At 72.2% G+C, this 24,154-nt stretch carries 25 protein-coding genes and 1 pseudogene; 5 read left to right on the forward strand and 21 right to left on the reverse strand.

From position 1 onward, the window contains the following. Together ACZ5D2_RS39520 and ACZ5D2_RS39525 are read left to right on the forward strand one after the other, a co-directional pair. A partial coding sequence (locus ACZ5D2_RS39520) for an adenosylhomocysteinase (protein ID WP_351877651.1) occupies positions 1-95 on the forward strand: 95 nt, incomplete at its 5' end. Continuing rightward, positions 92-766: a maleylpyruvate isomerase family mycothiol-dependent enzyme gene (locus tag ACZ5D2_RS39525; RefSeq protein ID WP_468936470.1), complete on the forward strand. Its 675-nt coding sequence runs from the start codon at positions 92-94 to the stop codon at positions 764-766. The genes ACZ5D2_RS39520 and ACZ5D2_RS39525, both read left to right, overlap by 4 nt. Before the next feature lie 49 nt (positions 767-815). Here the strand turns inward: ACZ5D2_RS39525 and ACZ5D2_RS39530 are convergent, their stop codons facing one another. After that, the gene (locus ACZ5D2_RS39530) at positions 816-1,559 is read right to left on the reverse strand and encodes a PIG-L deacetylase family protein (RefSeq protein ID WP_030237734.1); all 744 of its coding nucleotides are present in this window, start codon (positions 1,557-1,559) and stop codon (positions 816-818) included. A 313-nt stretch (positions 1,560-1,872) separates the two neighbouring features. On the opposite strand from ACZ5D2_RS39530, the gene ACZ5D2_RS39535 reads away from it, so the two are divergent. From ACZ5D2_RS39535 to ACZ5D2_RS39545, 3 genes and pseudogenes are all read left to right on the forward strand, one after another. Then, entirely contained in the window at positions 1,873-3,447 is a 1,575-nt protein-coding gene (locus tag ACZ5D2_RS39535; protein ID WP_371675994.1) for a class I tRNA ligase family protein, read from the forward strand. A gap of 122 nt (positions 3,448-3,569) precedes the next feature. Next, a pseudogene (mshA, locus tag ACZ5D2_RS39540) lies at positions 3,570-4,930 on the forward strand (D-inositol-3-phosphate glycosyltransferase). A 197-nt stretch (positions 4,931-5,127) separates the two neighbouring features. Next, positions 5,128-5,253: a hypothetical protein gene (locus ACZ5D2_RS39545; RefSeq protein ID WP_371675993.1), complete on the forward strand. Its 126-nt coding sequence runs from the start codon at positions 5,128-5,130 to the stop codon at positions 5,251-5,253. Between the two features lie 154 nt (positions 5,254-5,407). Here ACZ5D2_RS39545 and ACZ5D2_RS39550 read toward each other — a convergent pair whose 3' ends face one another. The 20 genes from ACZ5D2_RS39550 to ACZ5D2_RS39645 all read right to left on the reverse strand — a co-directional run bounded on the left by ACZ5D2_RS39550 (position 5,408) and on the right by ACZ5D2_RS39645 (position 23,934). Next, on the reverse strand, positions 5,408-6,460 hold the full coding sequence (locus ACZ5D2_RS39550) for a helix-turn-helix transcriptional regulator (protein WP_371675992.1): 1,053 nt from the start codon (positions 6,458-6,460) through the stop codon (positions 5,408-5,410). A gap of 237 nt (positions 6,461-6,697) precedes the next feature. Then, positions 6,698-7,141: a Fur family transcriptional regulator gene (locus tag ACZ5D2_RS39555; protein WP_371675991.1), complete on the reverse strand. Its 444-nt coding sequence runs from the start codon at positions 7,139-7,141 to the stop codon at positions 6,698-6,700. Positions 7,142-7,292: 151 nt separating this feature from the next. Beyond that, a complete protein-coding gene (locus tag ACZ5D2_RS39560; RefSeq protein ID WP_371675990.1) occupies positions 7,293-8,195 on the reverse strand; it encodes a class I SAM-dependent methyltransferase in 903 nt (300 codons plus the stop codon). Positions 8,196-8,511: 316 nt separating this feature from the next. Next, entirely contained in the window at positions 8,512-8,991 is a 480-nt protein-coding gene (locus tag ACZ5D2_RS39565; protein WP_371675989.1) for a GNAT family N-acetyltransferase, read from the reverse strand. Positions 8,992-9,120: 129 nt separating this feature from the next. Then, positions 9,121-10,029: a M48 family metalloprotease gene (locus ACZ5D2_RS39570; RefSeq protein ID WP_371675988.1), complete on the reverse strand. Its 909-nt coding sequence runs from the start codon at positions 10,027-10,029 to the stop codon at positions 9,121-9,123. Further along, positions 10,026-10,421, reverse strand: coding sequence for a BlaI/MecI/CopY family transcriptional regulator (locus ACZ5D2_RS39575; RefSeq protein WP_371675987.1), 396 nt, complete (start codon positions 10,419-10,421; stop codon positions 10,026-10,028). Before ACZ5D2_RS39575 ends, ACZ5D2_RS39570 begins: the two co-directional genes overlap by 4 nt. A gap of 160 nt (positions 10,422-10,581) precedes the next feature. Continuing rightward, on the reverse strand, positions 10,582-10,704 hold the full coding sequence (locus ACZ5D2_RS39580; protein ID WP_468936444.1) for a hypothetical protein: 123 nt from the start codon (positions 10,702-10,704) through the stop codon (positions 10,582-10,584). A gap of 248 nt (positions 10,705-10,952) precedes the next feature. After that, positions 10,953-11,327 carry a nucleoside triphosphate pyrophosphohydrolase family protein gene (locus ACZ5D2_RS39585; protein ID WP_468936447.1) on the reverse strand — a complete coding sequence of 125 codons (375 nt, stop codon included), beginning with the start codon at positions 11,325-11,327 and terminating at the stop codon, positions 10,953-10,955. A gap of 20 nt (positions 11,328-11,347) precedes the next feature. Then, positions 11,348-12,835: an ARMT1-like domain-containing protein gene (locus ACZ5D2_RS39590; RefSeq protein ID WP_468936450.1), complete on the reverse strand. Its 1,488-nt coding sequence runs from the start codon at positions 12,833-12,835 to the stop codon at positions 11,348-11,350. A gap of 13 nt (positions 12,836-12,848) precedes the next feature. After that, entirely contained in the window at positions 12,849-14,888 is a 2,040-nt protein-coding gene (locus ACZ5D2_RS39595) for a PEP/pyruvate-binding domain-containing protein (protein ID WP_371675983.1), read from the reverse strand. A 91-nt stretch (positions 14,889-14,979) separates the two neighbouring features. Next, positions 14,980-15,915 (reverse strand): hypothetical protein, encoded by a 936-nt coding sequence (locus tag ACZ5D2_RS39600; protein WP_371675982.1) that lies wholly within the window; start codon positions 15,913-15,915, stop codon positions 14,980-14,982. Positions 15,916-15,929: 14 nt separating this feature from the next. Then, positions 15,930-16,532: a histidine phosphatase family protein gene (locus ACZ5D2_RS39605; protein ID WP_285528765.1), complete on the reverse strand. Its 603-nt coding sequence runs from the start codon at positions 16,530-16,532 to the stop codon at positions 15,930-15,932. Beyond that, positions 16,523-17,302 (reverse strand): nucleoside/nucleotide kinase family protein, encoded by a 780-nt coding sequence (locus ACZ5D2_RS39610; protein WP_468936455.1) that lies wholly within the window; start codon positions 17,300-17,302, stop codon positions 16,523-16,525. The genes ACZ5D2_RS39605 and ACZ5D2_RS39610 overlap by 10 nt, the downstream gene beginning before the upstream one ends. An 84-nt stretch (positions 17,303-17,386) precedes the next feature. Beyond that, the gene (locus ACZ5D2_RS39615) at positions 17,387-18,178 is read right to left on the reverse strand and encodes an ABC transporter permease (RefSeq protein WP_468936458.1); all 792 of its coding nucleotides are present in this window, start codon (positions 18,176-18,178) and stop codon (positions 17,387-17,389) included. Further along, positions 18,171-18,926 (reverse strand): ABC transporter permease, encoded by a 756-nt coding sequence (locus ACZ5D2_RS39620; protein WP_371675978.1) that lies wholly within the window; start codon positions 18,924-18,926, stop codon positions 18,171-18,173. The genes ACZ5D2_RS39615 and ACZ5D2_RS39620 overlap by 8 nt, the downstream gene beginning before the upstream one ends. Then, a complete protein-coding gene (locus ACZ5D2_RS39625; RefSeq protein ID WP_468936461.1) occupies positions 18,926-19,864 on the reverse strand; it encodes an ABC transporter ATP-binding protein in 939 nt (312 codons plus the stop codon). Before ACZ5D2_RS39625 ends, ACZ5D2_RS39620 begins: the two co-directional genes overlap by 1 nt. Before the next feature lie 8 nt (positions 19,865-19,872). Then, positions 19,873-21,036 (reverse strand): nucleotidyltransferase family protein, encoded by a 1,164-nt coding sequence (locus ACZ5D2_RS39630; protein WP_351034156.1) that lies wholly within the window; start codon positions 21,034-21,036, stop codon positions 19,873-19,875. Between the two features lie 104 nt (positions 21,037-21,140). Next, positions 21,141-21,950, reverse strand: coding sequence for a GNAT family N-acetyltransferase (locus ACZ5D2_RS39635; RefSeq protein ID WP_371675975.1), 810 nt, complete (start codon positions 21,948-21,950; stop codon positions 21,141-21,143). Next, the gene (locus ACZ5D2_RS39640; RefSeq protein ID WP_468936466.1) at positions 21,947-23,188 is read right to left on the reverse strand and encodes a M16 family metallopeptidase; all 1,242 of its coding nucleotides are present in this window, start codon (positions 23,186-23,188) and stop codon (positions 21,947-21,949) included. The genes ACZ5D2_RS39635 and ACZ5D2_RS39640 overlap by 4 nt, the downstream gene beginning before the upstream one ends. A gap of 248 nt (positions 23,189-23,436) precedes the next feature. Further along, positions 23,437-23,934: a transposase family protein gene (locus ACZ5D2_RS39645; RefSeq protein ID WP_371675973.1), complete on the reverse strand. Its 498-nt coding sequence runs from the start codon at positions 23,932-23,934 to the stop codon at positions 23,437-23,439. Between the last annotated feature and the right edge of the window lie 220 nt (positions 23,935-24,154).

Below are 24,154 nucleotides of genomic sequence, written 5' to 3' on the forward strand. Positions count from 1 at the left end.
TCGGCGTCAAGCTCACCACCCTGCGCCCGGAGCAGGCCGCCTACATCGGCGTCGAGGTCGAGGGCCCGTACAAGCCCGACCACTACCGCTACTGAGCGCCGTGGACACCGACGACGACGTGCGCGACCCCTGGCTGCCGGACCTGCTGCTGCGCACCGAACGGGACGCGCTGGTCCCGCTCCTGCGCCGCGCGCCGGAAGCCGCGTACGGGCTGCGGACCGCCTGCCCGGGGTGGACGGTCCGGGACGTCCTGGCCCACTGCGCGGCCGCCCTCGTACGCATCGTGGAGGGCCGGCTGGAGGAGGGAGTCTTCCTCCCCGCCTCCAACGCCGCCGACGTGGCCGAGCGGGCGGACTGGCCGGTGGCCAGGATCGTGGACGAGCTGGAACGCGGGCTCACGGAAGCCGGCCCGGCCATCGCCGCGGGCGACGGCACGCTGGACACGGTGGCCCTGGGGGAGTGGATCCACGCGGGCGACGTACGGGACGCGTTCGGGGAACCGGGGGCGTACGGCGGGCACAGCCTCTCCCTCGCCCTGCCCCTGCTCCGTACCGCCAGCCGCAGGCGGGACACGCCCCGGCTGATCGCGGCCGTCGACGGCCACACGGGGCCGCTCGTCCTCGGCGGTGAGGTGCCCGGCCGTCCGGCCGCGCGCTTCGTGGGCGACGCGACGACGCTGATCCGCCTCTACTCGGGCCGTCCGCTGGTCGCGACGCGCTACGCGCTGACGGGCGCGACCGAGCCGGAGCTGCTCATCTACCGGTGACCGCCCGCACCGACAGGTCCCGCCCCCACCGACCCGGTGGGGGCGGGACTCAGTCGATCCGCACGACCTGGAAGGCCTCGGCCATCCGGCCCGGGGGCAGCCCCGCCGCCCGCGCGTGCTCGCCCAGCCATTCCCGCAGCAGTCCCGCGAGGTCGTCGAAGTGCGCGGTCTGCGAGGTGTGGATGCGCAGGGCCTCCACCTTGCGGTCGAAGACGGGCGTGACGTCGATGTACTGATTGGGCGTCGGGCCCGTCATCAGCCACAGCTCCGGCACGATCCACGGCTCCAGGCCCTCCTCCTTGAGGAGCGACGGGTGCGCGAACGGATTGCGCGCCTCCGGGTAGATCGCCCGCAGCGCGGCGTCGCCCACCGCCCGGTGGTCGGGGTGCAGGTCGGCGATGCGGGACCAGTTGATCTCCGGGCTCGGGATGACGGCACGCTGCGGGCGGACCTGCCGGATCACCCGGCACAGGTCGCGGCGCAGCTCCACGCCGGCCTCCACGTAGCTGTCGGGGTAGCCGAGGAAGCGGACGTCGTCGACGCCGCTGCGCTTGGCCGAGTGCACCTGCTCGGCGCGGCGCAGGTCGCCCATGGCCTGGCGGGGGAGCTGTTCGTCGTACCCGCCGGCGCCGCCGTCCGTGACGATGCAGTACGTGACGCGGGTGGTGCCCTGCGCGATCCACCGCATGACCGTCCCGCTCACGCAGAACTCGATGTCGTCCGGGTGCGCGGCCACGACCAGCAGGGATTCGGGGGCGCTGCGGTCTATGCGATCGGTCGCGAAGTGTTCCATGAGGTCAGCCTGTTGGGCGCGGCCGTGGGCCGCAAGGCGGCCCCTTTGGCGTACAGGCGTCATGTCGCGAGTACGCCAACACCGGTCCGCCGCGCCGTCCGCCGGGCCGTCCGACTGGCGTGTCCGCGCAACGGCGTGAACGCGCAAGCCCATACCAGACCGCGCGGTTCGTTTCTCTGTCACCCTGAGGTGGGCACCCCGCTCTCCTCCGCTCCCGCCGCCCCCGTGCGCGCCGTGCGGAGCGAGGAGGTCCGCGCCCCCTTCCGTTCCGAGCCTCGCTGCGTACTTCGCTCCACAGCGTCAAGGAGGTCCCATGAGCACCCCCGTCTGGATCACCGCGACCCCGCCGGCCACCCACGGCGAACTTCACGTCGGCCACCTCGCCGGACCGTACGTCGCGGCGGACGTGCTGTCCCGGTACCTCAGGGCCGAGGGCGAACCCGTCCTGTTCACCACCGGTACCGCCGATCACACCAGCTCCGTCCACGTCCGGGCGCTCCGCGCGGGGCGCAAGCCGGAGGAGGTGGCCGAGGGGTACCGCGCCGCGATCACGGCGGACTGGCTGCGCTCGGGCGTCGAGTTCGACCACATCGTCCGCCCGCGCCAGGACCGGGGCTACGCGCGCTGGCTGGGCGACCTCTTCCGGCGGCTGTACGCGGACGGCGTCATCGCCGCCCGCACCCGCCTGACGCCCTACTGCGAACCCTGTGGGCGCTTCCTCCACGGAGCGCACGTCACCGGCTCCTGCCCGCACTGCGCGGCCGTCAGCGACGGCGGCATGTGCCACGAGTGCGCCCGCCCCAACGACGGCGGGGACCTGCTGGGGCCGCACTGCGCCCAGTGCGGCACCCCGGCCGTGCCCAGACGCTGCCGCCGCCTCTACATCCCGCTGGAGCCGCACCGCGAGGCCCTCGCCGAGTACTGGGCCGCCACCGGGCTGCCGCCGCGCCTGGCCGCGCTGTGCGAGTCGCTCGTCGAGGACGGACTGCCGGACATCGCGGTGGCCCACCCCGCCGAGTGGGGGCTGCCCGTCCCCGTGGACGGCTTCCCCGAACACCGCATCGACGGCTGCTTCGAGGCCGCCGCGATGCACCTCTTCGGCCACGGCGAGCGCCCGCTGCCCGAGCGGGCCATCCACTTCTGCGGCTTCGGCCACGCCTTCTGCCACGCCGTCCTCCTGCCGGTCCTGCTGTTCGCCCGGGGTGAGAAGCTGCCGCAGCGCTTCTGCGTGAACGAGGCGTACGTCATCGAGGACGAGGCGCTGGTCTGGGGCACCGGCCAGAAGGCCTGGGCGCTGGACCTGATCACCGAGTACGGGTCGGACACCCTGCGCCGGCACGTGCTCCAGGCCCGGCCGCTGGGCCGCCGCACCGCCTTCGAACCGGACCGGCTCGCCGCCGCCCGCCGCGAGCTCGACGAGAGCTGGAACAGCTGGCTGTCCCGGCTGTTCGCCGCCGTGCGCGAGCAGAGCTCGGGACGGGTACCCGAGGCGCTGCCCGGCGGTACCGGCTGGGAGGTGCTGGAGCGCAGGCTGCTGCGCGGGCTGGAAGACCTGCGCGAGGCGTACTCGCCGGAGTCCTTCGACCCCCGCAGGGCGGTCGCGCTGCTCGACGAGATGGTGCGGTCGGTGTCCGACTTCGGCCACGTCAACGCGCACGAGGCGCACCGCCCCACCGCCGGCGGCCGGCACCTGCCGGTGCTCGCGGCCCAGTTGGCCGTGGCCCGCGCCCTCGGCGCCTGGGCCCGCCCGGTGATGCCGGAGGGTGCCGACCGGCTCGCCGCGGCCCTGCGCGCGGAACCCGGAGGCCCGGTCCGGGCCGAGGTGCTCGCCCCGCCCGCGCCGGGCACCCGGCTGGCCCCGCCCTCGGGGCCGGTGTTCGGCTTCTGACCGGCCGGCTCCGGGCCGGCCTCCCGGTCCGGGGCGAGCGCCCGGCACCGTACGACTGCACGACGACAGAAACCCTCCTTCGCCGCGTGACCGCGCGCCGGTCGCCCGGCGGTGCCGGGCGTGTGGCCCTTCCCCGTAGGAGCCCCACGTGTCCTTGCGCGTCGCCATGCTCAGCGTCCACACCTCGCCGCTGCACCAGCCCGGCACCGGGGACGCGGGCGGCATGAACGTCTACATGGTCCAGCTCTCCCGCGCCCTCGCCGAACAGGGCGTCGAGGTGGACCTGTTCACCCGCTGCCGGGGCGAGGCCCGCCCGCCGCGCGACACCCTCGCGCCCGGCGTCGGCGTGCGCCACCTGGAGGCGGGTCCGCGCGCGGCCCTGGCCAAGGAGGACATGCCCGCCCTCGTGGTGCCGTTCTCGCTGGCGCTGCTCAAGGAGCGGCGGCGCTACGACCTGATCCACTCGCACTACTGGCTGTCCGGCCAGGCGGGCCGCATCGCCGCCGCCGGCTGGCGGATCCCGCTCGTGCACACCGCCCACACCCTGGCCCGGGTCAAGAACGCGGCCCTCGCCGAGGGCGACACCCCCGAGCCGGAGCTGCGCGTGCGCGGCGAGCACCAGGTGGTCGGCTCCGCCGACCGGCTGATCGCGAACACGGGCGAGGAGGCGCGGGCCCTGCGGGAGTTGTACGGGGCGGAGGCCCGCCGCACCGAGATCGTCCGGCCGGGCGTCGACCTGCGCACGTTCGGCCCCGGCCGGGGCCGGGCCGCGGCGCGGGCCCGGCTCGGTCTGCCCGCCGACGCGTTCGTCCCCCTGTACGCGGGCCGCATCCAGCCCCTCAAGGGCCCCGACGTGATGGTGCGCGCGATCGCCCGGCTGCTGGGGGACGCGCCGGGGCTGCGCGAGCGGACCATCGTCCCGGTGGTGGGCGGGAACTCGGGCGCCGGGCCGCGCGGTGACGCCTGGGAACTGGCGCGGGAGCTGCGGGTGTCGGACGTCCTGCGGCACCACCCGCCCGTCCCACAGGCCGAGTTGGCCGACTGGTACCGGGCGGCGGACGTCCTGCTGGTGCCCTCCCGCAGCGAGTCGTTCGGGCTGGTCGCGCTGGAGGCCCAGGCGTGCGGGACCCCGGTCCTTGCCTCGGCGGTCGGCGGACTCCCGACCGCCGTGCGGGACCGGGTGACGGGCGTGCTGGTGCACGGCAACGACCCCGTCGAGTACGCCCGTTGGCTGCGCTGGTTCGCCGAGCACCCGCGGGCGGGCGCCGCGATGGGGGAGGCGGCGGTCCGGCACGCGCGGGCGATGAGCTGGCGGGCCGCGGCGGCGCGGACCCTGGAGGTGTACCGGGACGTGCTGCGCGAGGAGCGTACGGGGCCGGATACGGGTGAGGCAGGAGCGACGGCACGCTCCTGCCTCGCCGGCGCCTCTCACCTGGAGGGCCGAGAAGGCCGGAAGCCCACCCTAACAGCTCTTTTGGGGTGACCAAAGGTATGCAGGCGTAACATCTGTATGAACTCCGCCCGGAATGGCGGGCGATGGACTTCAGATCCGCCTCAGAGGCGCTACAGGAATCCGAACCGGCCGTGGATTCCGTAGGACAATGGAGATGTCTTCGAAGGAATACCGGCGGCACGGATCCCCGGAGACGGAATTGACGTTCTGAATTCCTGGAGGAAATCATGTTCGCTGCGCACGCCACCGGAACGCCCGCAGGCGCCCGCCCCGCGGCCCCCGTCCGTCCGCTCTGTACCGCCGCCGTCACCGCAGTGTCGGCGGTCCGGCCCGACGGCAACGGCTGGGACTGACGGAACCGCCGCGCGGCAAAGCCTCGTGATCGCCCCCGGGCGGCCGCGGGGCCTTTTCCGTTCCCCGGCCCGGCGGCCCGCGGCTCCGTTCTTCTCCGGCCCCCTGCTCCGGCCCCGTTCTCCGGCCCCCGGAGTATTGCGCCGGTATTTCGGGTCAGTCGAGCCAGCCGAGCCGCTGCGCGCGCACGCCGGCCTCGAAGCGGCTCGACGCCCCCATTTCCTGCATCAGCTCGGACAGCATGCGGCTCACCGTCCTCAGGGAAACTCCCAGCGTGCGGGCGACCTTCTCGTCCTTCATGCCGGAGGCGAGCATCTTCAGCGCGGCCCGCTGCTGTTCGGACAGCCCGTCGCCGCCGAGTTCCGGTGCGACGTCGTCGCCGTACGGGGTCGCGGCGTGCCAACAGTGCTCGTACAGCGCCAGGTAGGAACGGACGAGGGCCGGGCCGCGGGCCAGGATCGCGCCGGCCGCGCGGTCGTCGGGGTGTACGGGCAGCACGGCGAACTGCTGGTCCGCGATGATCATGTTCATCGGGACGGCGGGCGACAGCCTGATCTCGACACCGGCCTCGACGCGGCGGCGGAGCATCTCCACCGCCTCCGGGGAGGTGGTGATCCGCTGGTGGTAGATGGCGCGGATGCGCACCCCGTTGTCGATCTGCCGGCGGTCGCGGCTGAGCACCCGGTCCGCGACCTCCCGGACCAGGGCCGTCACGTGCATGGACGTCAGATCGTGCCGGATGACGTCCGTGATGTCCTCCAGCACCTGCTGGATCCGCCCGTAGTCGTCGAGGATCTCCACCTCGACCTCCGAACCGTTCAGCGATCCGGGGCGCAGGAACCGTCCGACCAGGGTCTCCAGCGCGCTGTACGCGCGGTCGGACTCGTCCAGGTGCTCCCGCAGCCGCTCGCGCTCGCCCTGGAGCATCCGCAGCAGGGCGATCTCCGGATCGACGACGGCGACCGCGTCGGGCCCCGGCTCCCAGGCGCCCGACTGGAGGTCGTCGCGGGTGGCGTGGGTGGTGCCCGTCGGTACGATCAGGCCGAGGGAAGCGAGCTCCGCGCGCCACTTCTCGGACTCCTCGGGCTCCAGGCCGAGTTCCCGGAAGACCTCGTGGAGGTTGGACACCCCGCGCAGGCGCAGCTCCTGATAGAGCGCCAGCACCCTGTCGGCGGACTGGATGCCGTCCCTGCCGTCGCCCGTTGCCATCGCGAAAGCGACCCCCTCTTCTTACGAATCGACAGTCACACTTTGGCACATGCCGGGGGGAGGGCCCGCGCCCCCGTGTTTCGGATGTGACGGGGGTCACAATAGCCCTCTGGAGTGCGCGCCTCCGCGCCCGATGGCTCCGGAAGGGTCGCCGCCCGACTCCCGCGGGGCTCCCGCGCGGCCGGTGCGGAACGGGCTCGCGGGCCCAACTCCCGCACGTCCGGGGCGAAAAGGGGTCTAGTCCTCTTGCGCCCGGAGGCAGTCGGGGCACAGCCCCTTGAAGATGATCTCCGCGCCCTCGCCCATCCGCCAGGAGCGGAGCGAGGCGTCGGCCGGCTCCGGCACCTCCGCCGCGACGTTCTCCACCCGGCCGCAGCGCACGCAGAGCGCGTGCTGATGGGGCGGGCCCGCGATCTCGAAGACGGCGGGCAGCGCGGGACGGTCGAACTTCGTCGCCAGACCGGTCTCCAGGAAGTGGCGCAGCATCTCGTAGACGGCCTGGCTGGTCAGCGTCCCGAGCCGCTCGCGGGCGGCAGCCGTGATCGACTCGACGTCCATGTGGCCGCCCGCCGCCAGGACCTGGAGCACTTCGAGGCGCGGTCCCGTGACGCGCAGGCCCACGTCGCGGAGGCGCTGGATCACCGCCTCGCGGCCGGTCGGCTCCTCCACGACAGCCCTCACTCCGCCACCATCCGCCATCTGGTCCACTCAAACCTTTGGGGGCATCGTACCTCTTGCCGGTCCCCGTGGAGCGGGCGGCGGGGGAGCGGAGCGGGACCGCGGTGGTGCCGGTGCCGGAGCCGGTGCCCGAGTCGGTGCCGGAGCCGAGCGCTCAGCGGTCGGCGCGGCAGACGAGGAGGACGCTCTCGGTCCGCTCGTCGAGGCGGTGGCGCCGACTGCGCTCCACGCGCAGCCCCGCCGCACGCAGTTCGGCGTCGAGCCGCTCCGGCTCGACGATCCACTTGCGGGTGCTGAGCACCGTCCGCTCCGTACTCAGCTTGCCCGTGCGCACGCAGTGGTAGGTGACGTGCTCGCTCATGCCGTCCAGGTCGAAGACCTGCCGGGCCGCCGCCCACTCCTCGATCCCGTCGAACCGGGGCACCTGGAACGCGTACGCGCGCCGGGGCTCCCGCGCCAGGTCCCGCATCCGGTGCGCCGTGTAGTCGAGGGCGAGCACGCCGCCCGGCTCCAGGTGCGCGGCGATCTCGCGCAGCAGCCCGGGGCGGGCGTCGGGGGCCACGGCCGAGACCATCGTCCCGGCCAGCAGGGCCAGCCGGTACCTGCGCCGCAGCCTCAGCTCCGCCAGTTCGGCCCGGGTGGTGACCAGCAGCCGCGACACCTGCGGCCCGATCCGCGCGCCCCAGGTCCGCAGCCGCTCCAGGCAGGCTGGGTCCCGGTCCACGGCCTCGACGGAGAACCCCTGGCGGGCCAGCGGCACCGCCAGCCTTCCGGCGCCGGAACCCAGGTCCAGGACCGGGCCGCCGCAGTCCCGCGCGAGGCGCAGGTATCCGACGACGTCCGCGCTGTGCGGGCCGAGCAGCGCGTCGTGCAGCCAGCCCGCGTCCTCGTCGGCCGGCGCGACCGATTCCAGGCCGGGCGGGAAGTCCCCCGGGGTGCCCGTGAGCGCGGCCGGGTGGGTGGTCGCGCGCGCCGACGGCAGGACCGGCGCGAGGGCGGCGGGCGCGGCGGGCGGGACCGGCCTGACGGACAGGGAAGTGCCGCTCGTTGTGTGCATCGCTCCTCCAGGGGCTCGCTCGCTCCGACGCTCCGTGGGCGGGTCTCCCGTGCCGTCGGGTACCGCGCGCCGCTGGTGGAATCCTTTCCCGTGGCAAGGGACTTGGGCCAGAGCGAGGGGCTGCGTGAACACGCGATGGCGTGGATCTGCCACGAACCCGGGCGCGCGGCCGGGAGGCGTCGGAGGGCGACCGGGGGCGTCGGCGGGGCGGAACGGGGGCGGAGCCGCGAGCGTCGGCGGAGCGGGGAGCGGGGAGCGGGGAGCGGGGAGCCGGGAGCGGCGTCCGCGGGCCGGCTGCGGCGGGGCCCGGCGGCCGTCAGAGGGTGCGGCCGAGCCTGACCGGTGTGAGCGGGGTGAAGCCGTGGTGGTTGAAGAACGGCAGGGCCGGGGCCCGTTCGGCGGGCAGGCCGATCCGCTGGGCGGCCGCCCCGTGCTCCCGCATCCGCTCGGTGGCGCCCGCCAGCAGGGCCGTGCCGATCCCCTGCCGCAGCCGCGCAGGATCCGCGCACAGGGCGTAGATCTCACCCTGGCCGGCGACGGGGAGCCCGCCCGAGACCGCCCCCACCACGCGTCCGTCCGCGTCGGTGGCGACCAGCCAGCCGAGCCAGCCGGGCGCCCCGCCGGGAATTTCAATTTCCGCGCGAATACGGGGCAGTGCGCAATGGTCCGACACCAGCCGGCCGACGCGGATTTCTCCCAGGATCTCGGCGTAGGCGGTGCGAATCGCTTCGGCGAGGAGCCGTGAAATCGCCGTCGCGTCGCCGGGCGCTGCCGTCCGCACGTCAGCCAGCAGCATTTGTTCCGCACCTCTCGCCGTACCGGTCCTGAGCCCGCACGCGCCCAGAATAGCGGGCAATTCGAGTGGTCGGGAGCGAGGGGAAATCTACGAATTGGCTTAGTAAATAGCCGGGTTGGTGTCGCGCTATCAGCCCGTCCAGCAACAGGCGACGACCGCCGGGGCGATGGCCGCCACCGCCGTGGCCACCGCGAGCAGCCCCCGCAGCACCGGATGCCCCGCGTGCCGGGGAGCCAGGATGCGCCGCATCCGCACCGCCGCCGACGGCCCGCCCGCGGCGAACGCCCTGCGCGGCGCGCGCCCCGCCGCGAGCGCGTACAGCGCCGTGGCCAGCGCGTCACGGGAACAGCCGTGCAGCGCCCGGTCGTCGGCCGCCATCTCCAGCAGCAGCGGTACGGCCTGCCCGCCGATCCGGGCCAGCGGGACCCTGCCGAACACCGCCGAGTACGCCCCGGCCGCGGCGACCAGCAGATGGTGCCGGCCGCCGATGTGGGCCCGCTCGTGTGCGAGGGCCGCGGCCAGCTCCTGTTCCGTCAGGACCGCCACCGCCCCGGAGGAGACCACGACCCGGCGCGAGCGCCCCGGCAGGCAGTACACCGCGGGGCGCGCGTCGTCCAGTACGGTCGCGCCCAGCCGGGCGTCGTAGCGGCCGACCAGCCGCAGCAGTTCGGCGTGCCGGCCGCGGGCGCGCCGTGCCCGCACGACCTCCCGTACGAAGGCGGCTCCGGGCAGTGCCAGGACGGCGAAAGCCGCCGCCGCGGCGAGGCACTCGCGGCCCGTGGCGGCCGCCAGCCGGTCCGGGGAGGGCGGGTGCAGCGTCAGGACCACGTCGACGAGGCGGTGACTGGTCTCCTCGGGGAGCAGCAACTGCGCCGGGAGGACCGCCACGGAGAGCGCGAAGGCCGCACCGCACAGCATCCACACGGCCAGTCCCAGCCGTGGCACCTGCTGCGCCCAGTGGGCGCGGACCAGCATCCACGGGAGGACCAGGCCGGTGATCAGGGCCAGTCCGAGGGGCGGCAGGACGTGGTGGTTCACCGGCCGCCCCCCGGCTCGCCGGCGGGCCGGCCGGGACGGGCCGCGCGCAGGGCCTCGTCCAGCGCCTCCACGTCCTCGTGGGACATGACCTCGACGAACCGCAGCAGCGCGGCCTTGCGGTCCTGGCTGTCGCCGAGCGCGTCCTGCATGAGCGCCGCGGTGTACTCCTCACGGCTGCGCACGGCCTCGTACATCCAGGCGCGGCCGGACTTCTCGCGGCTCAGCCAGCCCTTGCGGTACAGGATGTCGGCCACGGTCATCACGGTGGTGTAGGCGACCTTGCGGCGCCGGTTTATGTCGTCGACGACCTCGCGGACGGAGACGGGCCGTTCCCACAGCCACACCCGGTCCATGATCTCGGCCTCCAGCTCTCCCAGCCGGCGTACGCGCATCGCTTTCCGCCTTCCCCCTCGCGAGCGGCTCATCGTACGGGCCGCCCCGGCGCCGGGGGCATACCCCGGCCCGGTACGCGGGCCCCGGGCGGGCACGGAAGGCCGACCGCCCCTCCACGAACCGCTTCGTGTGGAGGGGCGGTCGGCGTACCGGCCGGGTTTATGCGCGGATCAGCCGGGCGATGGCCCGGGTGGCCTCGTCCACCTTGGCCTTCGCCGCGTCCCCGCCCTCGGCGATGGCCTCGGTGGCGCAGGAGCCCAGGTGCCCGTCGAGCAGGGTCACGGCACAGGACTGGAGCCATCAGTTGCGGCGGCCCGGAAGCCGCGCAGCCGCAGGCTGTTGCCGCCTGGCCGGCGACGGGGAGCCCGCCCGATCTCGCCGTACCGGAACCAGGGCCGTCGCAAAGTCCCGTGACCTCGTGAGCGTGCTGGTCAGGACCGATTCGGCCTGAACGCTGCCAGGGCCAGGGAGCGATTCCGCGGACCGGCACTGACGGCACGGCGATGAGCGGTCAGGCGGAGGACCGACGGTCAGCGCGCCCACCCTTCGCGGCGATAGGAGTCCAGCTTCGCCGACGTGAGGGTGCGGAGGTTGGCCAGGCAGCCGTAGTGGGCGGCAATGGCGACGGCGCAGCGGACAACGTCGAGGACCTCCTTGGTGAGGTGGTCGGGGTCAGGCTCGCCGTGGGCTTCGCGTTTGCGGCCCATGCCCTCCATGTGGTTGACCTGTTGGGCCAGTTCACCGGCCTCTTCGGCCAGGCGGGAGACCAGGTGGAAGGCGTCGTTGTGGCGCGGGAAGCGTTCGACGGCTCCGGCGGTCAGGGCCGCCAGGTCGTCGAGCCAGTCGTTCCGGGAATGGTGCAGGTCGTTCCGGGAATCGTGCAGGTCGTTTCGGGGGTCGTGCACGTCTGCTCCACTGGTGTCGGTCACGGGATTCGCGGGGCGCTGCCGGTGACGCGCCGCAGTGCCTGGTGGACGAGTGCCCTTTCGCCGTCGAGTGCGGGGCGGGTCCTGGGCAGCACGCGTTCGGTGAGGGAGTCCAGCCGGCGTAGCTCCTCGCGCAGTACGGCGGGGTCGTCGCAGTTCTTTCTGAACTGATGGTCCGTCAAGGTACTCCAGCAAAGCCGGACGAGGCGCTGGTCCGAGTACCGGACGGTACGGGATTCGCGTCCTTCGAAGCCCCAGTGGGCGTACTCGCCGGGCCCGGAGTGGACGAGGAAGAGGGGGGCGGACGAGGCGTCCACCCCCATCGCACTCTCGTTGAACTCGCTCACCAGGACGAACCCGGTGTACATCGGCCTGTCGATCCCGCCCTGGAACATCTCGTGGATGTTGGTGCCCTTCACGAAGACGCAGTCCGCCGCGTCCAGTTGCCCGGCCAGTTCGGGGGAGAGCTTGCGCAGGTTGGCCGTGGCCATGGTCGGGCCGAAGCGGCAGACGTCCGAGGCCTGCAGCGCGCCTCCTACGCCCAGCGCCTGCAGGCTGGGAGTGGCGAGCAGCCGGAGCAGCAGGCCGGTGTCGGCGTCCGTGTAGCAGGGCAGGGACTTGGGCACCATGGTGATTTCCAGCTGGGGGTTGGCTTCCTTCAAGCGGGTGAGCAGGAGGAGGTCGATCACCGTCTCGGCGCAGTCGTCGAAGAACCACACAAGCCGTCTCGGACCGTCGAGTACCTCGCTCGCGAACTCCGCCCAGTGGTCCACCTGGAGGGGCCGTTCGGCCAGCGCCCGGTACCTGGGCCACAGCTTCCGCGCGGTGGCCACGGGAGTGGCCGACGCGTCGATGGGCAGGCGCGCGCCCGGGCCGGGCGCACGTGCTTTCTGCTCCGCCCCGAGCAGGCCGGCCGCCAGGCTGTACCGCAGCAGGCGCGACAGGTCGGTTCCGCACCGCTCCAGGACGAGCGGGGCGAGCGCCACGGCGACGCTCACCCCGCGATCGGCGTACCGCAGGTGGGTGGCGACCGGCGCGCGGACGTCACCGAGCACGCAGTGGGCGATCACCCGGTCCACTACGGACGGCAGTTCCTGGTTGCTCAGCGAGTTGGCCGGAGAGTCGCTCGCGGATCGTGTCGCGGGAGATTCCTCCCAGGTGTGGTCCAGCAGTCGAAGCGTCTGGTCCCGGCAGAACGCGGCAACCGCCGGGTCAGTGACGGCGCTGCGCCCTGCCGGGGCGGCGATCCGGGCCAGCTTGTCCGCGATCAGCCGGGAAAGCCAGGGGTCGAACGCGCGCTCAGAGGGGTGCAGCAGGACCTGCCCCGTCATCCGCTCGGCGACGGTGAAGCCGTCCGGCACGAAGTCCGGGCGGGTCAGCAGCCGACTGCCTGCCGCGCTTCCCCGGGAGTCGTCGCAGAGAAGGCGCCGCACGTGCCGTTCGTCGGTGAGGTCGAGGGGACACAGGCCGACCTGTAGCGCGTTCACCGGTGCTCGCCCTTCAGCAAGTCCGGTCCTCGGGGTCGAGGACGGCCAGGCCCGCTGGGGAGAGCTCGACCTTCATGCCGTCACGCAGCCACTTCCCGGCGCCGGGTGCCACGATCGCCGGCACGCCGCGCTCGCGCAGCACGATGGCCGTGTGGCAGAGCAGATTGCCGCGTTCGAAGACGAAGCCCGAGGCGAGGTCCACCAGGGGGATGAGCCCGGCTGAGGGGTACTCGGCGACGACGATCACACCGTTCTTCTGCCGGATGGCATCGACGGCGGCGGTGATGCGGTCGTCCGACAGCACTGCGGGGTTGTCCATGCCGAAGCCGACCACACTGACTTCCAATGCCCGTGCCGCTTCGTCGAGTTCGGAGAGGTCCGGCAGGGCGAGCACCGTGCCCGCGGCGATCCCGGTGGAGATGACCCTCCCGACATCGGCCGTGCGCGCCTCCAGACCGCGGCCCTCAAGGCTGACGTCGCGGATCATCGCCCGGCCGTCGGCGGTGTACCACTCCAGCCGGGCCTCGCCCAGGGCGCCGCACAGGTCGCGGGTGATCCGGGCGATGTCGAGGACCTCGCCGTCGGCACGGTCGAAGGTGTATGGGGCGGTGTCCTCGGGGCGCCACCACCAGCCCTCACCGGGCTCGATGTGACAACGACGGCTGAATTCCGCGATGTTCACGCGGACGATGGGTCCGCCGGGGGCGATGGTGAAGACCGACGGGACGAGGCCGCCTTCCTTGATGCCGGGCAGGCCGGCGGGGAAAGCCTCGACGATGACGGTTCCGTCGCCGAGCAGTGCGGAGAAGCCGGAGGCCTCCGCGGGGACGATCTCGCCGATGTGCGCGGCGCTGAACGCGGGGTCGGACAGGGCGTTGCGCTCGCGTCCGCGCAGCAGGTGGTCGGCCAGGTCGGCCAGCTTCGCGACGGTTCCGGTGCCGCGGCCACCCCAGTTGATCTGGACGAACTCGGTGCGCAGGTAGCCGGCCAGGTCGTCGGCGAGCCGGCGGACGTCCTGCTCCCCGTAGACGATGTACGCCTCGCGGTAGGTCTCCACGCCGACGGCCGCACACTGCCTGCGGAGCCAGATGTGCTTCTGCAGCGCGCCCTCGAAACGGGCGCGACAGTTGCCGAGGTCGACGTCGTACAGGCCGCTGACGTCGGAATCCGGCCACCAGCCGCCGGTCACCTTGGCGGGCGTCCGGCCGTGGGTGATGGGTCGGGCCTGGAGCGTGTGCAACAGGCCCTCGTTCCACACCCACTCCACGTCGAGCGGCAGACCGAAGAGCTGTTCGCTGCGCTTGGCCAGCGAGAGCAACTCCTCGCGCAGACCGTCGGGCAGAGCATCCGGCAGACCGTCGGGCAGCGCGGCCTCGTCCGACAGGAGGAGCCGGTTCGTCGGACCCTCGCCCGAGGTGGAGTCGGTCGCACTGCCCCACGCGAAGTCGGTGACCGGGCCGCCGTCGCTCGTGAACAGGTCCTTGGTGAACAGCACACCGTGTGCCTGCGGCTGCACCCAGGTCTGCAGGAACGCGGCGTACTCCTGCGGCAATTGGCCGCGCGAGTAGGAGTAGCAGCGGGCCGAGTACAGCGCCGCCCAGCAGCGGGCGAGTGAGGACAGTACCTCCGGCACCGTGTGCAGTGGCCCCTCGGAGTGGAACACTCCGGCATAGGACTGCCCTGCGCCGTCCTCGACGGGTACGGACGAGCGCACCATGACGGGCCCCTGGTCGAGGAGCGACTGCGCCGCGGCGCTTGCCTCCTCGACCAGGTCCGCCGGCCACGGCGACTGGATGACGGCCCGTCGGATGAGTTCCAGGGCGCGGCCGGTACCGGTGGGGACGGCGCTCAGATCCCGCAGGTTCTGCTCGACGGTGTCGCCGATCCCGGTACGGGACATGACGTCCTGGAACCAGGCCGAGGTCACGCAGACGCCGTCCGGGACCCGGAAGCCGGCGCGGTGCAGACGTGCCAGGGCCTGCGCCTTCGCGCCGGTCAGCAGCACGGGATGCTCGTCGGCCCGGTACAGCGGGACGACTCGGATGTCGTTCACTTGATTCCTGTTCCTTGATGCTTCCGGCTGCCATGACGGCGACTCATACCTTGAGTCGGACAGTAGGCCAGACCCAGGGTCGGACAGCGGGTCAGGCGGCGCGCAGGTCGACCCGGAGCGGGGCGCCGCCCTCCCCGGTCGCCTCGTAGACCTTGAACTCGTACATGTCAATGACGCGGACGGCCCCGTCAGGGTAGATGCCGTACTGGTGGTGGGAGCGGGTCTGCGCGGTGTCCTTGAAGCGCTTGCCGCCCTCGCCCTTGATGCTGATCGCGTTCACCACGGGGCTGTCGCCGACGTACGAGCCGAGGTCGTAGATGTCCTTCGCCGAGATGCGGCGCGGATCGGCCAACGCCTTCTGCGCCGCGCCGGCGTCCAGACCGGCCAAGTCCATGGCCCGGGCCATGAATTCCAGTGCCTCCTCGCGCCGGTCCGCCGTCGACTTCAGATTGATCCGGAAGCGCAGGCCGTCGGGGTCCTCCATCCGCGTCGAGCCCAGGTCCCACAGCGGCGCGAGCACCGAGATGTCATCGGCGATGTTCTGCAGGTAACGCTCGCTGCCCCAGCCCTGGTCGCAGGGAGTGATGGTCAGTTTGGCCTGTGAGAGCACGTCGGGCCGGGCGGCGATCTGGCGCAGCGCGGTCCGGGCGAAGCGCTTTCCCTCGCTGCCGTTGGTCACCAGGTAGAGTCCCTGCCCCAGGTGTTCACGCCAGATCCGGGCGACGTCGAAGGTGTTCCGCGTGGTCTCGCCGTCCCTGACGTGGTAGTCGAGCGGGTCGCTGATCCGCCAGGAGACGATGCTGCGCTTGGGGGAGATGCCCCGGTCCCGGAAGGCTTCGCCGACGTCCCGGACCAGCCGGGTCAGGGTCGCGAACGGGGTCATCTGCACGGGTGAGGTGTCGCCGAAGGCCGGGCAGTGCGTGCAGTTGCGGCGGCAGTGGTCATTCGCGTGGATGAAGCCCAGGTTGTCCAGGATCTCGTCCAGCAGACCTTGTTCAACCAGGGGGGACAGCGATGGATAGGCCATGGGGGTTGCTCCTGTCATTGCGACACGGGTAGGGGGTGGGGCAGGCCCGGGGGGCCGGTGAGTTCGAGCCGGCGGTATCCGCCCGTCGGGAGATGGGCCCGGTGGGACTGCCATGTCTCGATGAGGTCCCAACCTCGCAGCCAGGCGGTTAGGACGGTGAGGGTGACCGCGTGCGAGACCACGAGTGCCGGGCGGCCGTCGGCAATCAGTCGCTCCAGCAGGGGGGTTGCCCGGGCCTGTACGTCGGCCAGGCTCTCCCCGCCGGGGAGCCTGCGCAGCGGGTCCTGCTGCCAGCGGGTGTACTCGGCGTCGCCCGAGGGGCCGGAGAGCGTGGAACGGCCGCGCAGCAGGCCCCAGTCCAGCTCCCGCAGGCCTGGCTGCGGGGTGACCGGCAGCTCCGGGGCGATCAGATCACGGAGGAGGCGGGCGGTCTGCAGGGTCCGTTCCGCGTCACTGGCGTGGATGGCGGTCGGGTGGAACCCGGAGTCGGCGATCTGCCGCCCGGTGCACCGGACTTGCTCGATGCCGGTCCGGTCCAGCGGTACGGCGGGGGAGAGGGGGAAGCGGTGGAGCGCGTTGGACTCGGTGCGTCCGTGTCGGGCGAGGATCAGCTGCACGGTCCGGCCTCCGGCTGCCCCGGGTCGACGCCGGCAAGGGCGGCGGTGAGGGCGGGGGTGGAAGTGGTGGTGGCGGCGGGGATGACGGCACCGGTGACGGCAGCGGAGGCGGCGAACGCCGGCAGGGCTCCGCGCTGGACCAGGTGGGCGTGTATCTCCTCGGCGACCAGGTCGGCAGGGCCGGAAGCATCGAACCGGGCCATGTCGACGCCAGCTCGGGCGAGTTCGGCCAGGCCGGGGAGGGTCTCGTCGGTATAGACGCCCGCCTTGCCCGCCATCCGGGAGAGCTGCCGCTGCGTGGGAGGCCACTCCCCTCGGGAGGCAGCCCGGGTGATCTGGCGCTCCAGGGAGGCCGTCAGGACGTCCCCTGGAAGCTGGAGATGAAGGACTATCAGCTCGGCAAGCGGCACGGCGCCGGCGAGCAGGATGCGCGCCTGTTGCCGTCCCCGCGGCACGCTGTCCAGCACCACCGGCCCGTCGGCTGCCGCCCTGGCCACCAACTCGACCAGCACCTGGTCGAGTTCCGTGGGCATCAGCGCACCCCGGTCGGCGGACTCGTGCGCGGCGCGGCGTACGGCGGCCACCTGGGCCGCCTCCTGCCGGGTCAACCGCTCGTGCAGCGCAGGGTCGCCGCGTAGTAGTGCCGGGACCGAGGCGCACAGCACCGGGGTTCCCCGGGACCGGCCCAGGGCGACGACCAGACGCGCCGCCTGGGTGGACTTCCCCGACCCCGGTGGGCCGACCAGGCTCAAGACGTTCGCTCTGCTCATGGGGTGGTTCTCCGTGGTGGGGACGGTCGGACGGTTCCGGAACGGGGGCTGCCGTAGGGGCTGCCGCGTGGCTGCAGCGCGCCTTCAGCGGAGGTTGAGCGTTCCGGTACGGACCTGATGACGAAGGGATCCGGTGAGCGCCAAGTAGCCCACCGCTCCCCAGAGGAGGAGCACTGCGAATTCCGCGAACACCTCGCCTGCCGGGACCGTGCCATGGGCGACGAGCGCACGGATCGCCTGGAGGCCGTGTGCGGCAGGCACTACGGAGGCGATCGCTCCGACGACTCCGCCACGCGGGAGTGGGGTGTTCACCCCGGCGAGCGTCATCAGCAGGATTGTCGTACCGGCCGTCAGGTACATCCGGCTCTCCGGCCAGCGGAGGCTGATCCCCGCCAGTGCCAGCGCGAGGCTGTAGCCGCTCAGGGTGATCAGTACCTGGAGGAGGAAGCAGACCAGCAGCACGGGCGGGCTCACTTCGACGTCCGCCAGCCAGCGCAGGACGAACAGGGCGATGCAGGAGGTGACGATGCCGTCGGCGACCCAGTAGAGCCCGCGCGCCAGCAGCACGGGGAACGGTCCGTTGCGGCTGAGCAGCAGAAACTGCAAGGTGCCGCCACGGCGTTCGCCGACACTGGAGGAGACCACTCCGAAGGCGCCGAGGGGCCCCAGGACCACCGCATTGCCCAGCGCCATGTACCGCTGGGTGTCGGCCGAGCCGATCGCCCAGCCAACCATGGAGAAGAACAGCACCTGGCAGAGCAGCCGCGCCAGCCAGCCGAACAGCCAGGAGCGCCAGGTGTAGAGAGCCCGGTAGTCCTGATAGCTGCTCAGCAGCCCGTAGCCGATCTGACGGATCAGCGCTTCGGCCTTACGCATAGAGTCGGGCCTCCCCGTGACGGGCTCGCGACAGCGCGCGGCGCAGCAGGGCCGCTCCCGCGACCAGCTGCAGGACGGTCAGGAGCAGCAGGAGCGAGAGGTCCTTCCAGTGGCTCCCGGAGGATCCGGCCATCGCCGCGCGCAGCAGCTGCGCGCCGTACGAGAGGAAGAACAGCTGGGTGAGTTGTCGGACCGGTACCGGCAGCGCGGCCGCCGGCAGGATCAGCCCGCCGAGGATGTAGAACGGGTAGGTCAGGGCGTTCCGCAGGTTGCGCCCACCAGGCATGAGGATCATCAACGCGCTGACCATCAGCGCGAAGCCGGCGGTGCCGACGACCAGTAGCAGGGAGGCCGTCAGCGCCAGGAGCGGCCGGTGGACGGGGAGCGCGAAACCGAAGCCGATCCGGCCGATCGCGATCACTTCGACCAGCACCGGCAGGCTCAGCGCGGTGGTCGTGCAGACCCTGACCGTCAGCGCGCGCACGTAGGCGTCCGGGGTGAGCAGGGCCGGCTCCAGGGTGCCGTCCCAGCGGTCATCGTCCACGACCTCCGCCGCGACGAACATGGCCTGCGACCACATGCTCATGACGAACGCGGTGAGAGCCACGGTGGCCGACAGTCCGGGCGCCCCGTACCCGTGCAGGGTGGTGAAGAAGACGACCGAGTAGAACGGGACGATGACCAGCGTGGCCAGAAGGCGCGGAGAGCGGATCAGGAGCAGCCACTGCAGTTGCACGAAGGCAGTCATCAGAGGGCGAACTCCCGGTCCTCGATGATGGTGCGGTAAACCTCGGTCAGGGAGGGTGCGGCCACTGACAGCTCGTGGACACCGGCGGCGGTGAGGGCCTGGAGCACCGCGGCGATCGCGCCGTCGCCGTCGGCCCGAAGGGTCAACAGCCCGTCCGGCGTCGACTCCTGGACGCTCACTCCGGCGATCGCTGCAATGCTCAGGGCGAGCTGCGCCGCGACGCCGGCGGCTGTCACGGTGCGGCCTGTACCGATGGCGCGGAGGAGGTCCTCGGTTGTCCCCTCCTGCAGGATCCGGCCGTGGTCGATCAGGGCGACCCGCGAGCAGAGGGACTGCGCCTCCTGCATGTCATGGGTGGCGAGCAGGATGGTCGAACCACTGTCACGGAGCTCTTCGACGAGTCCGCGGAAGCCCTGCGCGGCATGCGGGTCCATGCCGCTGGTCGGCTCGTCCATGATCAGCAGGCGGGGGCTGCGGAGCAGGGCTCTGGCCAGGTGGACGCGCTGGACCATGCCGCGCGAGTACGTCTGTATTTGGTCGTCAGCACGCGCACTCAGGCCCAGCCGCTCCAGCAGCTGGTCGGCGCGGCTGCGGCAGGCCTTTCCCGGCAGTCCCTGCATCGCGCCCCAGTAGCGCAGATTCTGACGGGCAGTCAGTCGATTGTACAGACCCCGCTCGCCACCGAGCACCAGCCCGATGCGTTCCCGCACCTGACGTGCGTCGTGGACCACGTCGAGGCCGTCGACCCGGGCGATGCCACCGGTGGGGAGCAGCAGTGTCGTCAGGATCCGTGAGAGCGTCGTCTTTCCGGCACCGTTGGGCCCAAGGAGACCGACGACTTCTCCTTCCCGTGCGTGCAGGGTGACCCCGTCGAGCGCGGTGACCTCGTTGCCCTTGCGGTTGCGGAAGCGGCGGGTGAGGGCTTCGACCTGAAGCATGTCCGCGCTCATGCCCGTGCCACCGCCTGGTTGTTCTCCTCCGCCGCGAGCGCTTCGAGCGCCGCCTCGTAGGTACCGGGGTCGACCAGTTCCGAGGCCACCAGGAGGAAGTCCCCGACGGGGCAGCGCAGCAGGACGTCGTCGCCGAGGAGGCGGAGCTGTACTGCGTCGCCGTCTCGCGGGGCCAAGTCCGGGTTCAGCCGCAGGCCGTACAGCGGCCGACCGTCCTCCAGGCACTGTCGCGCGCTCGGCTCGGTCTGTGCTGTGGCTGTTGGCGTGGCGGCGGTTTGCGCGGGCTGGGCATTGCGCAGGGCCTCCTCGCGTGCGGCCTCCTCGCGCGCGGCGGCGTCGGTGAGCAGCGGCAGCAGCAGTTCGTTCCGCGGACTGGTCAACTCCGCGGCGCTGCGCAGCGCCTGGCTCAGCAGGAGCAGTTCCGGAGCCAGCCGGTAGGCGTCCGCTGCCGAGACCAGTGCTTCCGGGGGCGGGCAGTGCGGGCTGTCGAGCGTGAAGGCCAGGTCGAGGACGTCCTTGACGGTGAAGGGGCGGTCGAATCGCTCGTCGGCGATCGCCAGCAGATCGGAGGTGACCTGGTCCTGCGGGGGTCGCACCCGCATCGGCGCGGCCCCGGCGCGCTCGGGGTAGGCGAAGGTCACCAGTTCGACACGGTGGTCGGGGTCGAGGACCGGGTCCTCCGCGGACCATCGCAGTACGACGACCCAGTGCGCTCCGGCGCCCTGGCCGATGAGCGTGATGTCGACGTCGTTCACCGGCCGGGTGCGGAAGACCTCGTGCACGGCGTGCCACAGGGCGGACTCGCCCGGCAGGTAGACGTCGAGGTCGCCGCTGGGGCGCAGGACCGCGGGCGGGTAGTGCTGTGCCAGCGCCGGCCCCTTGAGGACGCGGGCTCCGGGAACGGCGGCCGTCAGCTGGGCGGCGAGGGTGCGGTAGTCGTCCGTCCGTACCCGCATCCGGCGCAGTTCGTCCGACGACCCGCTGCCCAACGCCTCGCCCTGCCCGGTGGCAACGGAGAGGACCAGCGGGGCCAGGTGGCCGCGCTGGGTACGGGCGGCCCGGACCAGGTCACGGAGCGGCTCCTGCGGATCCATGCCGAGCGCCGTGTAGAGCAGGTCCAAGGTGAGCGGGGGCGGCGACGCGGGGGGAGAGTCGGACATGCGCGTCCCTTCGTGACGTGGCATCAGGCATGACGGAGCTTCGGATGTGACAGGGCTTCATGGGGGGCACGGCTCGGACGGCCTGGTCGGCCGCGGCGTTGAACTCAGGCGAGCGATAGGTGCCGGTAGCCGAAGGCCGGCTGCCAACCCTGGCTCACCAGCCCGGCGACGATCCGCGCTCCGCTGTCCGCTCCGGTGCCGGGGAGCGGGTGACTGACGTGGCCGACCAGCGGGAGGCCGGTCGTCCCGGCCAGTTCCGCACAGGCCCGCACCAGTGCTCGGGTGGCGGCCGACCGGTGCGCGTCGGAATCGACGAGGATGTCGATGAGCTCAAGGAACTCGGTATCGCTGGGGTCGTCGTAGCCGTCGCGGCGCACCGTGGCGTGGCCGATCGCCACCCCGTCCAGCCAGGCGACGAACGAGGTGCGCTCCGCACCGGCCAGTAGCGTGCGGGCCGCGTCCAGTGCCACGGAAGGATCGGGCCGCCCCCCTTGGACCGACGCTCCGTCACTGATCGCCCGCGCCATCCACTCCTCGACCAGGGGGGCGCAGTCGTCGTCGACTTCGGTCACCCGCAGAATCGTTGGCTCCGCCACGTCAGCCGCCGGCCCGTCCGGCTCGGCCGCATACCGCACGTAGGTGAGGAACGGGCTCAGCCTCGCGTCGACCTCGCCCCCCGGCAGGACGCGCACCAGCAGGCTCGTGCACTCCGGGTACCGTGCTCGGAGCACCGGCAGGAGCGGAGAGAGGTCGGCCAGGAGCGCCTGGTCCGCGTACTCGACGAGGCAGCGGGTCTCGTCGGCGACCGGATCGTGGTACGAACCGGCGACACAGTCCTGCCCCTGGACCCGCAGCAGCATCCCGGCCGGGCCGACGGCGTCGAGGAAGGCAGGTGCGACAGCGAAGGAGGTCATGCTCCCTCCGGGCTCGCCACGACCAGGAGTTCGTCGGAGAGCCGGGCCGCGGCTGCGGCGACCTCCTCGCCGGTCGTCGCCAGCACCGCCTGGATGTGCTGCTCCGGATCCCACGGCCCGGGCAGCGCGCAACGCTGGTTCGCCAGGGTGATCGCGTGCTCCAGCGGGTCCTCCGCCTCCCGCACGGCCTCCATCACCGCCAGCCGGCGGGCCGCGGCCAGCGACCCCTCCAGCGGCCCCTTGTTCGCGACCTCGGACAGGGCGCTGCGGAATTCCTCCAGGACGCGCGGGGCGTTCTCGGGTTCGGCGCCGGCGAGGAAGCGCCAGGCGCCCGTGTCGCTGTAGCTGCGGGACCAGGAACGGAACATGTAGGCGAGGGCGTTCTCCCCGCGGAGCCGCTGGTAGAGCGGGGAGGCGGCACTCGAACCGAGGAGATGGCCCAGCACGACGGAGGCGAACCGCTCCCGGTCGGCGAGCCGCGGGGCCCGTCCGCCGGCAACCAGCCAGCAGAACTCGTCGGGCCAGGACGGGTCGGTCCGCTGCGAAACGAGGGGCAGCGCAGGCGGTTCGGCCACTGGGCCGCCAGACGTCAGTGGTGCGACCGCGGCCGAGGCCAGCGCCGAGTTGCCGAGCGTGGCGCGAAGAGCTTCCGGATCTATTCCGCCGACTGCGGAGAAGGCCATGGGGCGTGTCGTCGTCGCCCTCCGGTGCGACTCCTCGACAATGTTCAGGGACAATTCCCGGACGCTCTCCTCGGTGCCACCGGAAGGCTGCGAAAGGGGGTGCCCCCGGAAGAGCTCGGCGAGGAACCTCTCCTGGACGATGTCACTCGGGTCGGCTGCTGCGGCGGCCAATTCCGTAAGCACGACGCGGCGCTCGGAATCGAATATCTTGTCGTCGATTTCCGGATGGAGTACCGCCTGCGTCATCCACTGCGCAACGGCACAGGCATCCTCATTCATCACCTGGGCAAAGAACAGGAGAGATTCGGGCCCGGTGGAAGCATTGCATTCACCGCCGAGGCCTTCGATGCGCTCGGCCAACGAGGCGCCACCGTCCAGCGGAGCGGACATCAGCAAGTGCTCCATCAGGTGGGCCGCGCCCGAGCCCTCCGGCGAGTCGTGCCGCCCGCCGAACGCGATGGAGAAGCAGAGGGACGTCGTACGCCGCGCTGAATCAGCCCCGATCAGGACCGGAACGCCGTGGCCTTCCTCAGTGACTCTCATGTACGGATCCACTTCTCCTGAATTACCGGCGCGATTTCACGCCGCGATGTTCCGACTTCCGGCAGTACGCGTTGGGGACGGTGTGCCGCGGGTACGGGACCCGCGGCACACCGGTCAATCACTTACCGGCGCGCACCCGGATCTTGTCGAGGCGAGGGCGCAGGCTGACGGCGTGGTGACGAACCATGAGAAATTCCTCCGGTTTCTAGCTCTGAAATGGATTCCGGTGGAACAGTTGTTACCTGACTGTTCAACCGGGTTCAAATGCAACCACCCTGGTCCTTGAGCGAACAATGTCCGAACGGGCAGGGTCGAGGGCAGGGCAGGGCCGTTGCGAAGCCCCGTGATCTTGTGAGAGCGCCGGTCAGGCGGGCAAGGAGGTGGGCGGCGGGCGTCTGGCCGTGCCGGGAGCCGCGGGCGGCCTTGCCGTCCACGGCCACCGAGTTGGCGCCGCCGGGATCGGCGCCGGTCAGGTCGGCCAGGCCACCGGGACAGACCAGGTTGCCGCCCCGTCGAATCGTGGCGGCACTCGGCGCGACACACACCCCGAACACGCCGACCGTGCGGGCACCGAGGCGGGTCAGGGCGTGCTGCGGTGCGCTCGCGGCCCACTGGCCGATCGCTGCGTACGAGCGCGCGCCGGCGACCACCGCCGGCGCGGCAAGCAGCAGCACTGTCACGAACGGGTGACGCACACCGCGCCGTCGACGCGGATCGGGCAGCACCCGCAGCCGCTCCATCAGCGAGAGTCCCGCCACGCCATCCAGAGCGGGCGACTTGACGAGGCAGGCGGTGGCGGACCGGCGGCAGCTCGAAACTCCGTTGGTCCAGGGCGACTTGGCAAGGTCGCCCCGTGCAACCGGAGTTTCGTTGCGTTCGTGATGGGCTAGGGGGTGTCTGACGGATGTCCGTGGGGAAGGAGCGGCGTCCGGTGCGTGCTCTCGGCGTGCCGACCGGAAGCCCGCGTACTGGACGTAC

This window comes from Streptomyces sp. NPDC031479, from assembly GCF_055581065.1.

What these genes read in the sequence shown, in the direction of transcription:
- ACZ5D2_RS39530 (WP_030237734.1), bottom strand. Translation starts at nt 1,559, where the DNA reads ATGGAACACTTCGCGACCGATCGCATAGACCGCAGCGCCCCCGAATCC.
- ACZ5D2_RS39535 (WP_371675994.1), top strand. Translation starts at nt 1,873, where the DNA reads ATGAGCACCCCCGTCTGGATCACCGCGACCCCGCCGGCCACCCACGGC.
- ACZ5D2_RS39545 (WP_371675993.1), top strand. Translation starts at nt 5,128, where the DNA reads ATGTTCGCTGCGCACGCCACCGGAACGCCCGCAGGCGCCCGCCCCGCG.
- ACZ5D2_RS39550 (WP_371675992.1), bottom strand. Translation starts at nt 6,460, where the DNA reads ATGGCAACGGGCGACGGCAGGGACGGCATCCAGTCCGCCGACAGGGTG.
- ACZ5D2_RS39560 (WP_371675990.1), bottom strand. Translation starts at nt 8,195, where the DNA reads ATGCACACAACGAGCGGCACTTCCCTGTCCGTCAGGCCGGTCCCGCCC.
- ACZ5D2_RS39565 (WP_371675989.1), bottom strand. Translation starts at nt 8,991, where the DNA reads ATGCTGCTGGCTGACGTGCGGACGGCAGCGCCCGGCGACGCGACGGCG.
- ACZ5D2_RS39575 (WP_371675987.1), bottom strand. Translation starts at nt 10,421, where the DNA reads ATGCGCGTACGCCGGCTGGGAGAGCTGGAGGCCGAGATCATGGACCGG.
- ACZ5D2_RS39600 (WP_371675982.1), bottom strand. Translation starts at nt 15,915, where the DNA reads ATGGCCTATCCATCGCTGTCCCCCCTGGTTGAACAAGGTCTGCTGGAC.
- ACZ5D2_RS39610 (WP_468936455.1), bottom strand. Translation starts at nt 17,302, where the DNA reads ATGAGCAGAGCGAACGTCTTGAGCCTGGTCGGCCCACCGGGGTCGGGG.
- ACZ5D2_RS39615 (WP_468936458.1), bottom strand. Translation starts at nt 18,178, where the DNA reads ATGCGTAAGGCCGAAGCGCTGATCCGTCAGATCGGCTACGGGCTGCTG.
- ACZ5D2_RS39620 (WP_371675978.1), bottom strand. Translation starts at nt 18,926, where the DNA reads ATGACTGCCTTCGTGCAACTGCAGTGGCTGCTCCTGATCCGCTCTCCG.
- ACZ5D2_RS39625 (WP_468936461.1), bottom strand. Translation starts at nt 19,864, where the DNA reads ATGCTTCAGGTCGAAGCCCTCACCCGCCGCTTCCGCAACCGCAAGGGC.
- ACZ5D2_RS39630 (WP_351034156.1), bottom strand. Translation starts at nt 21,036, where the DNA reads ATGTCCGACTCTCCCCCCGCGTCGCCGCCCCCGCTCACCTTGGACCTG.
- ACZ5D2_RS39635 (WP_371675975.1), bottom strand. Translation starts at nt 21,950, where the DNA reads ATGACCTCCTTCGCTGTCGCACCTGCCTTCCTCGACGCCGTCGGCCCG.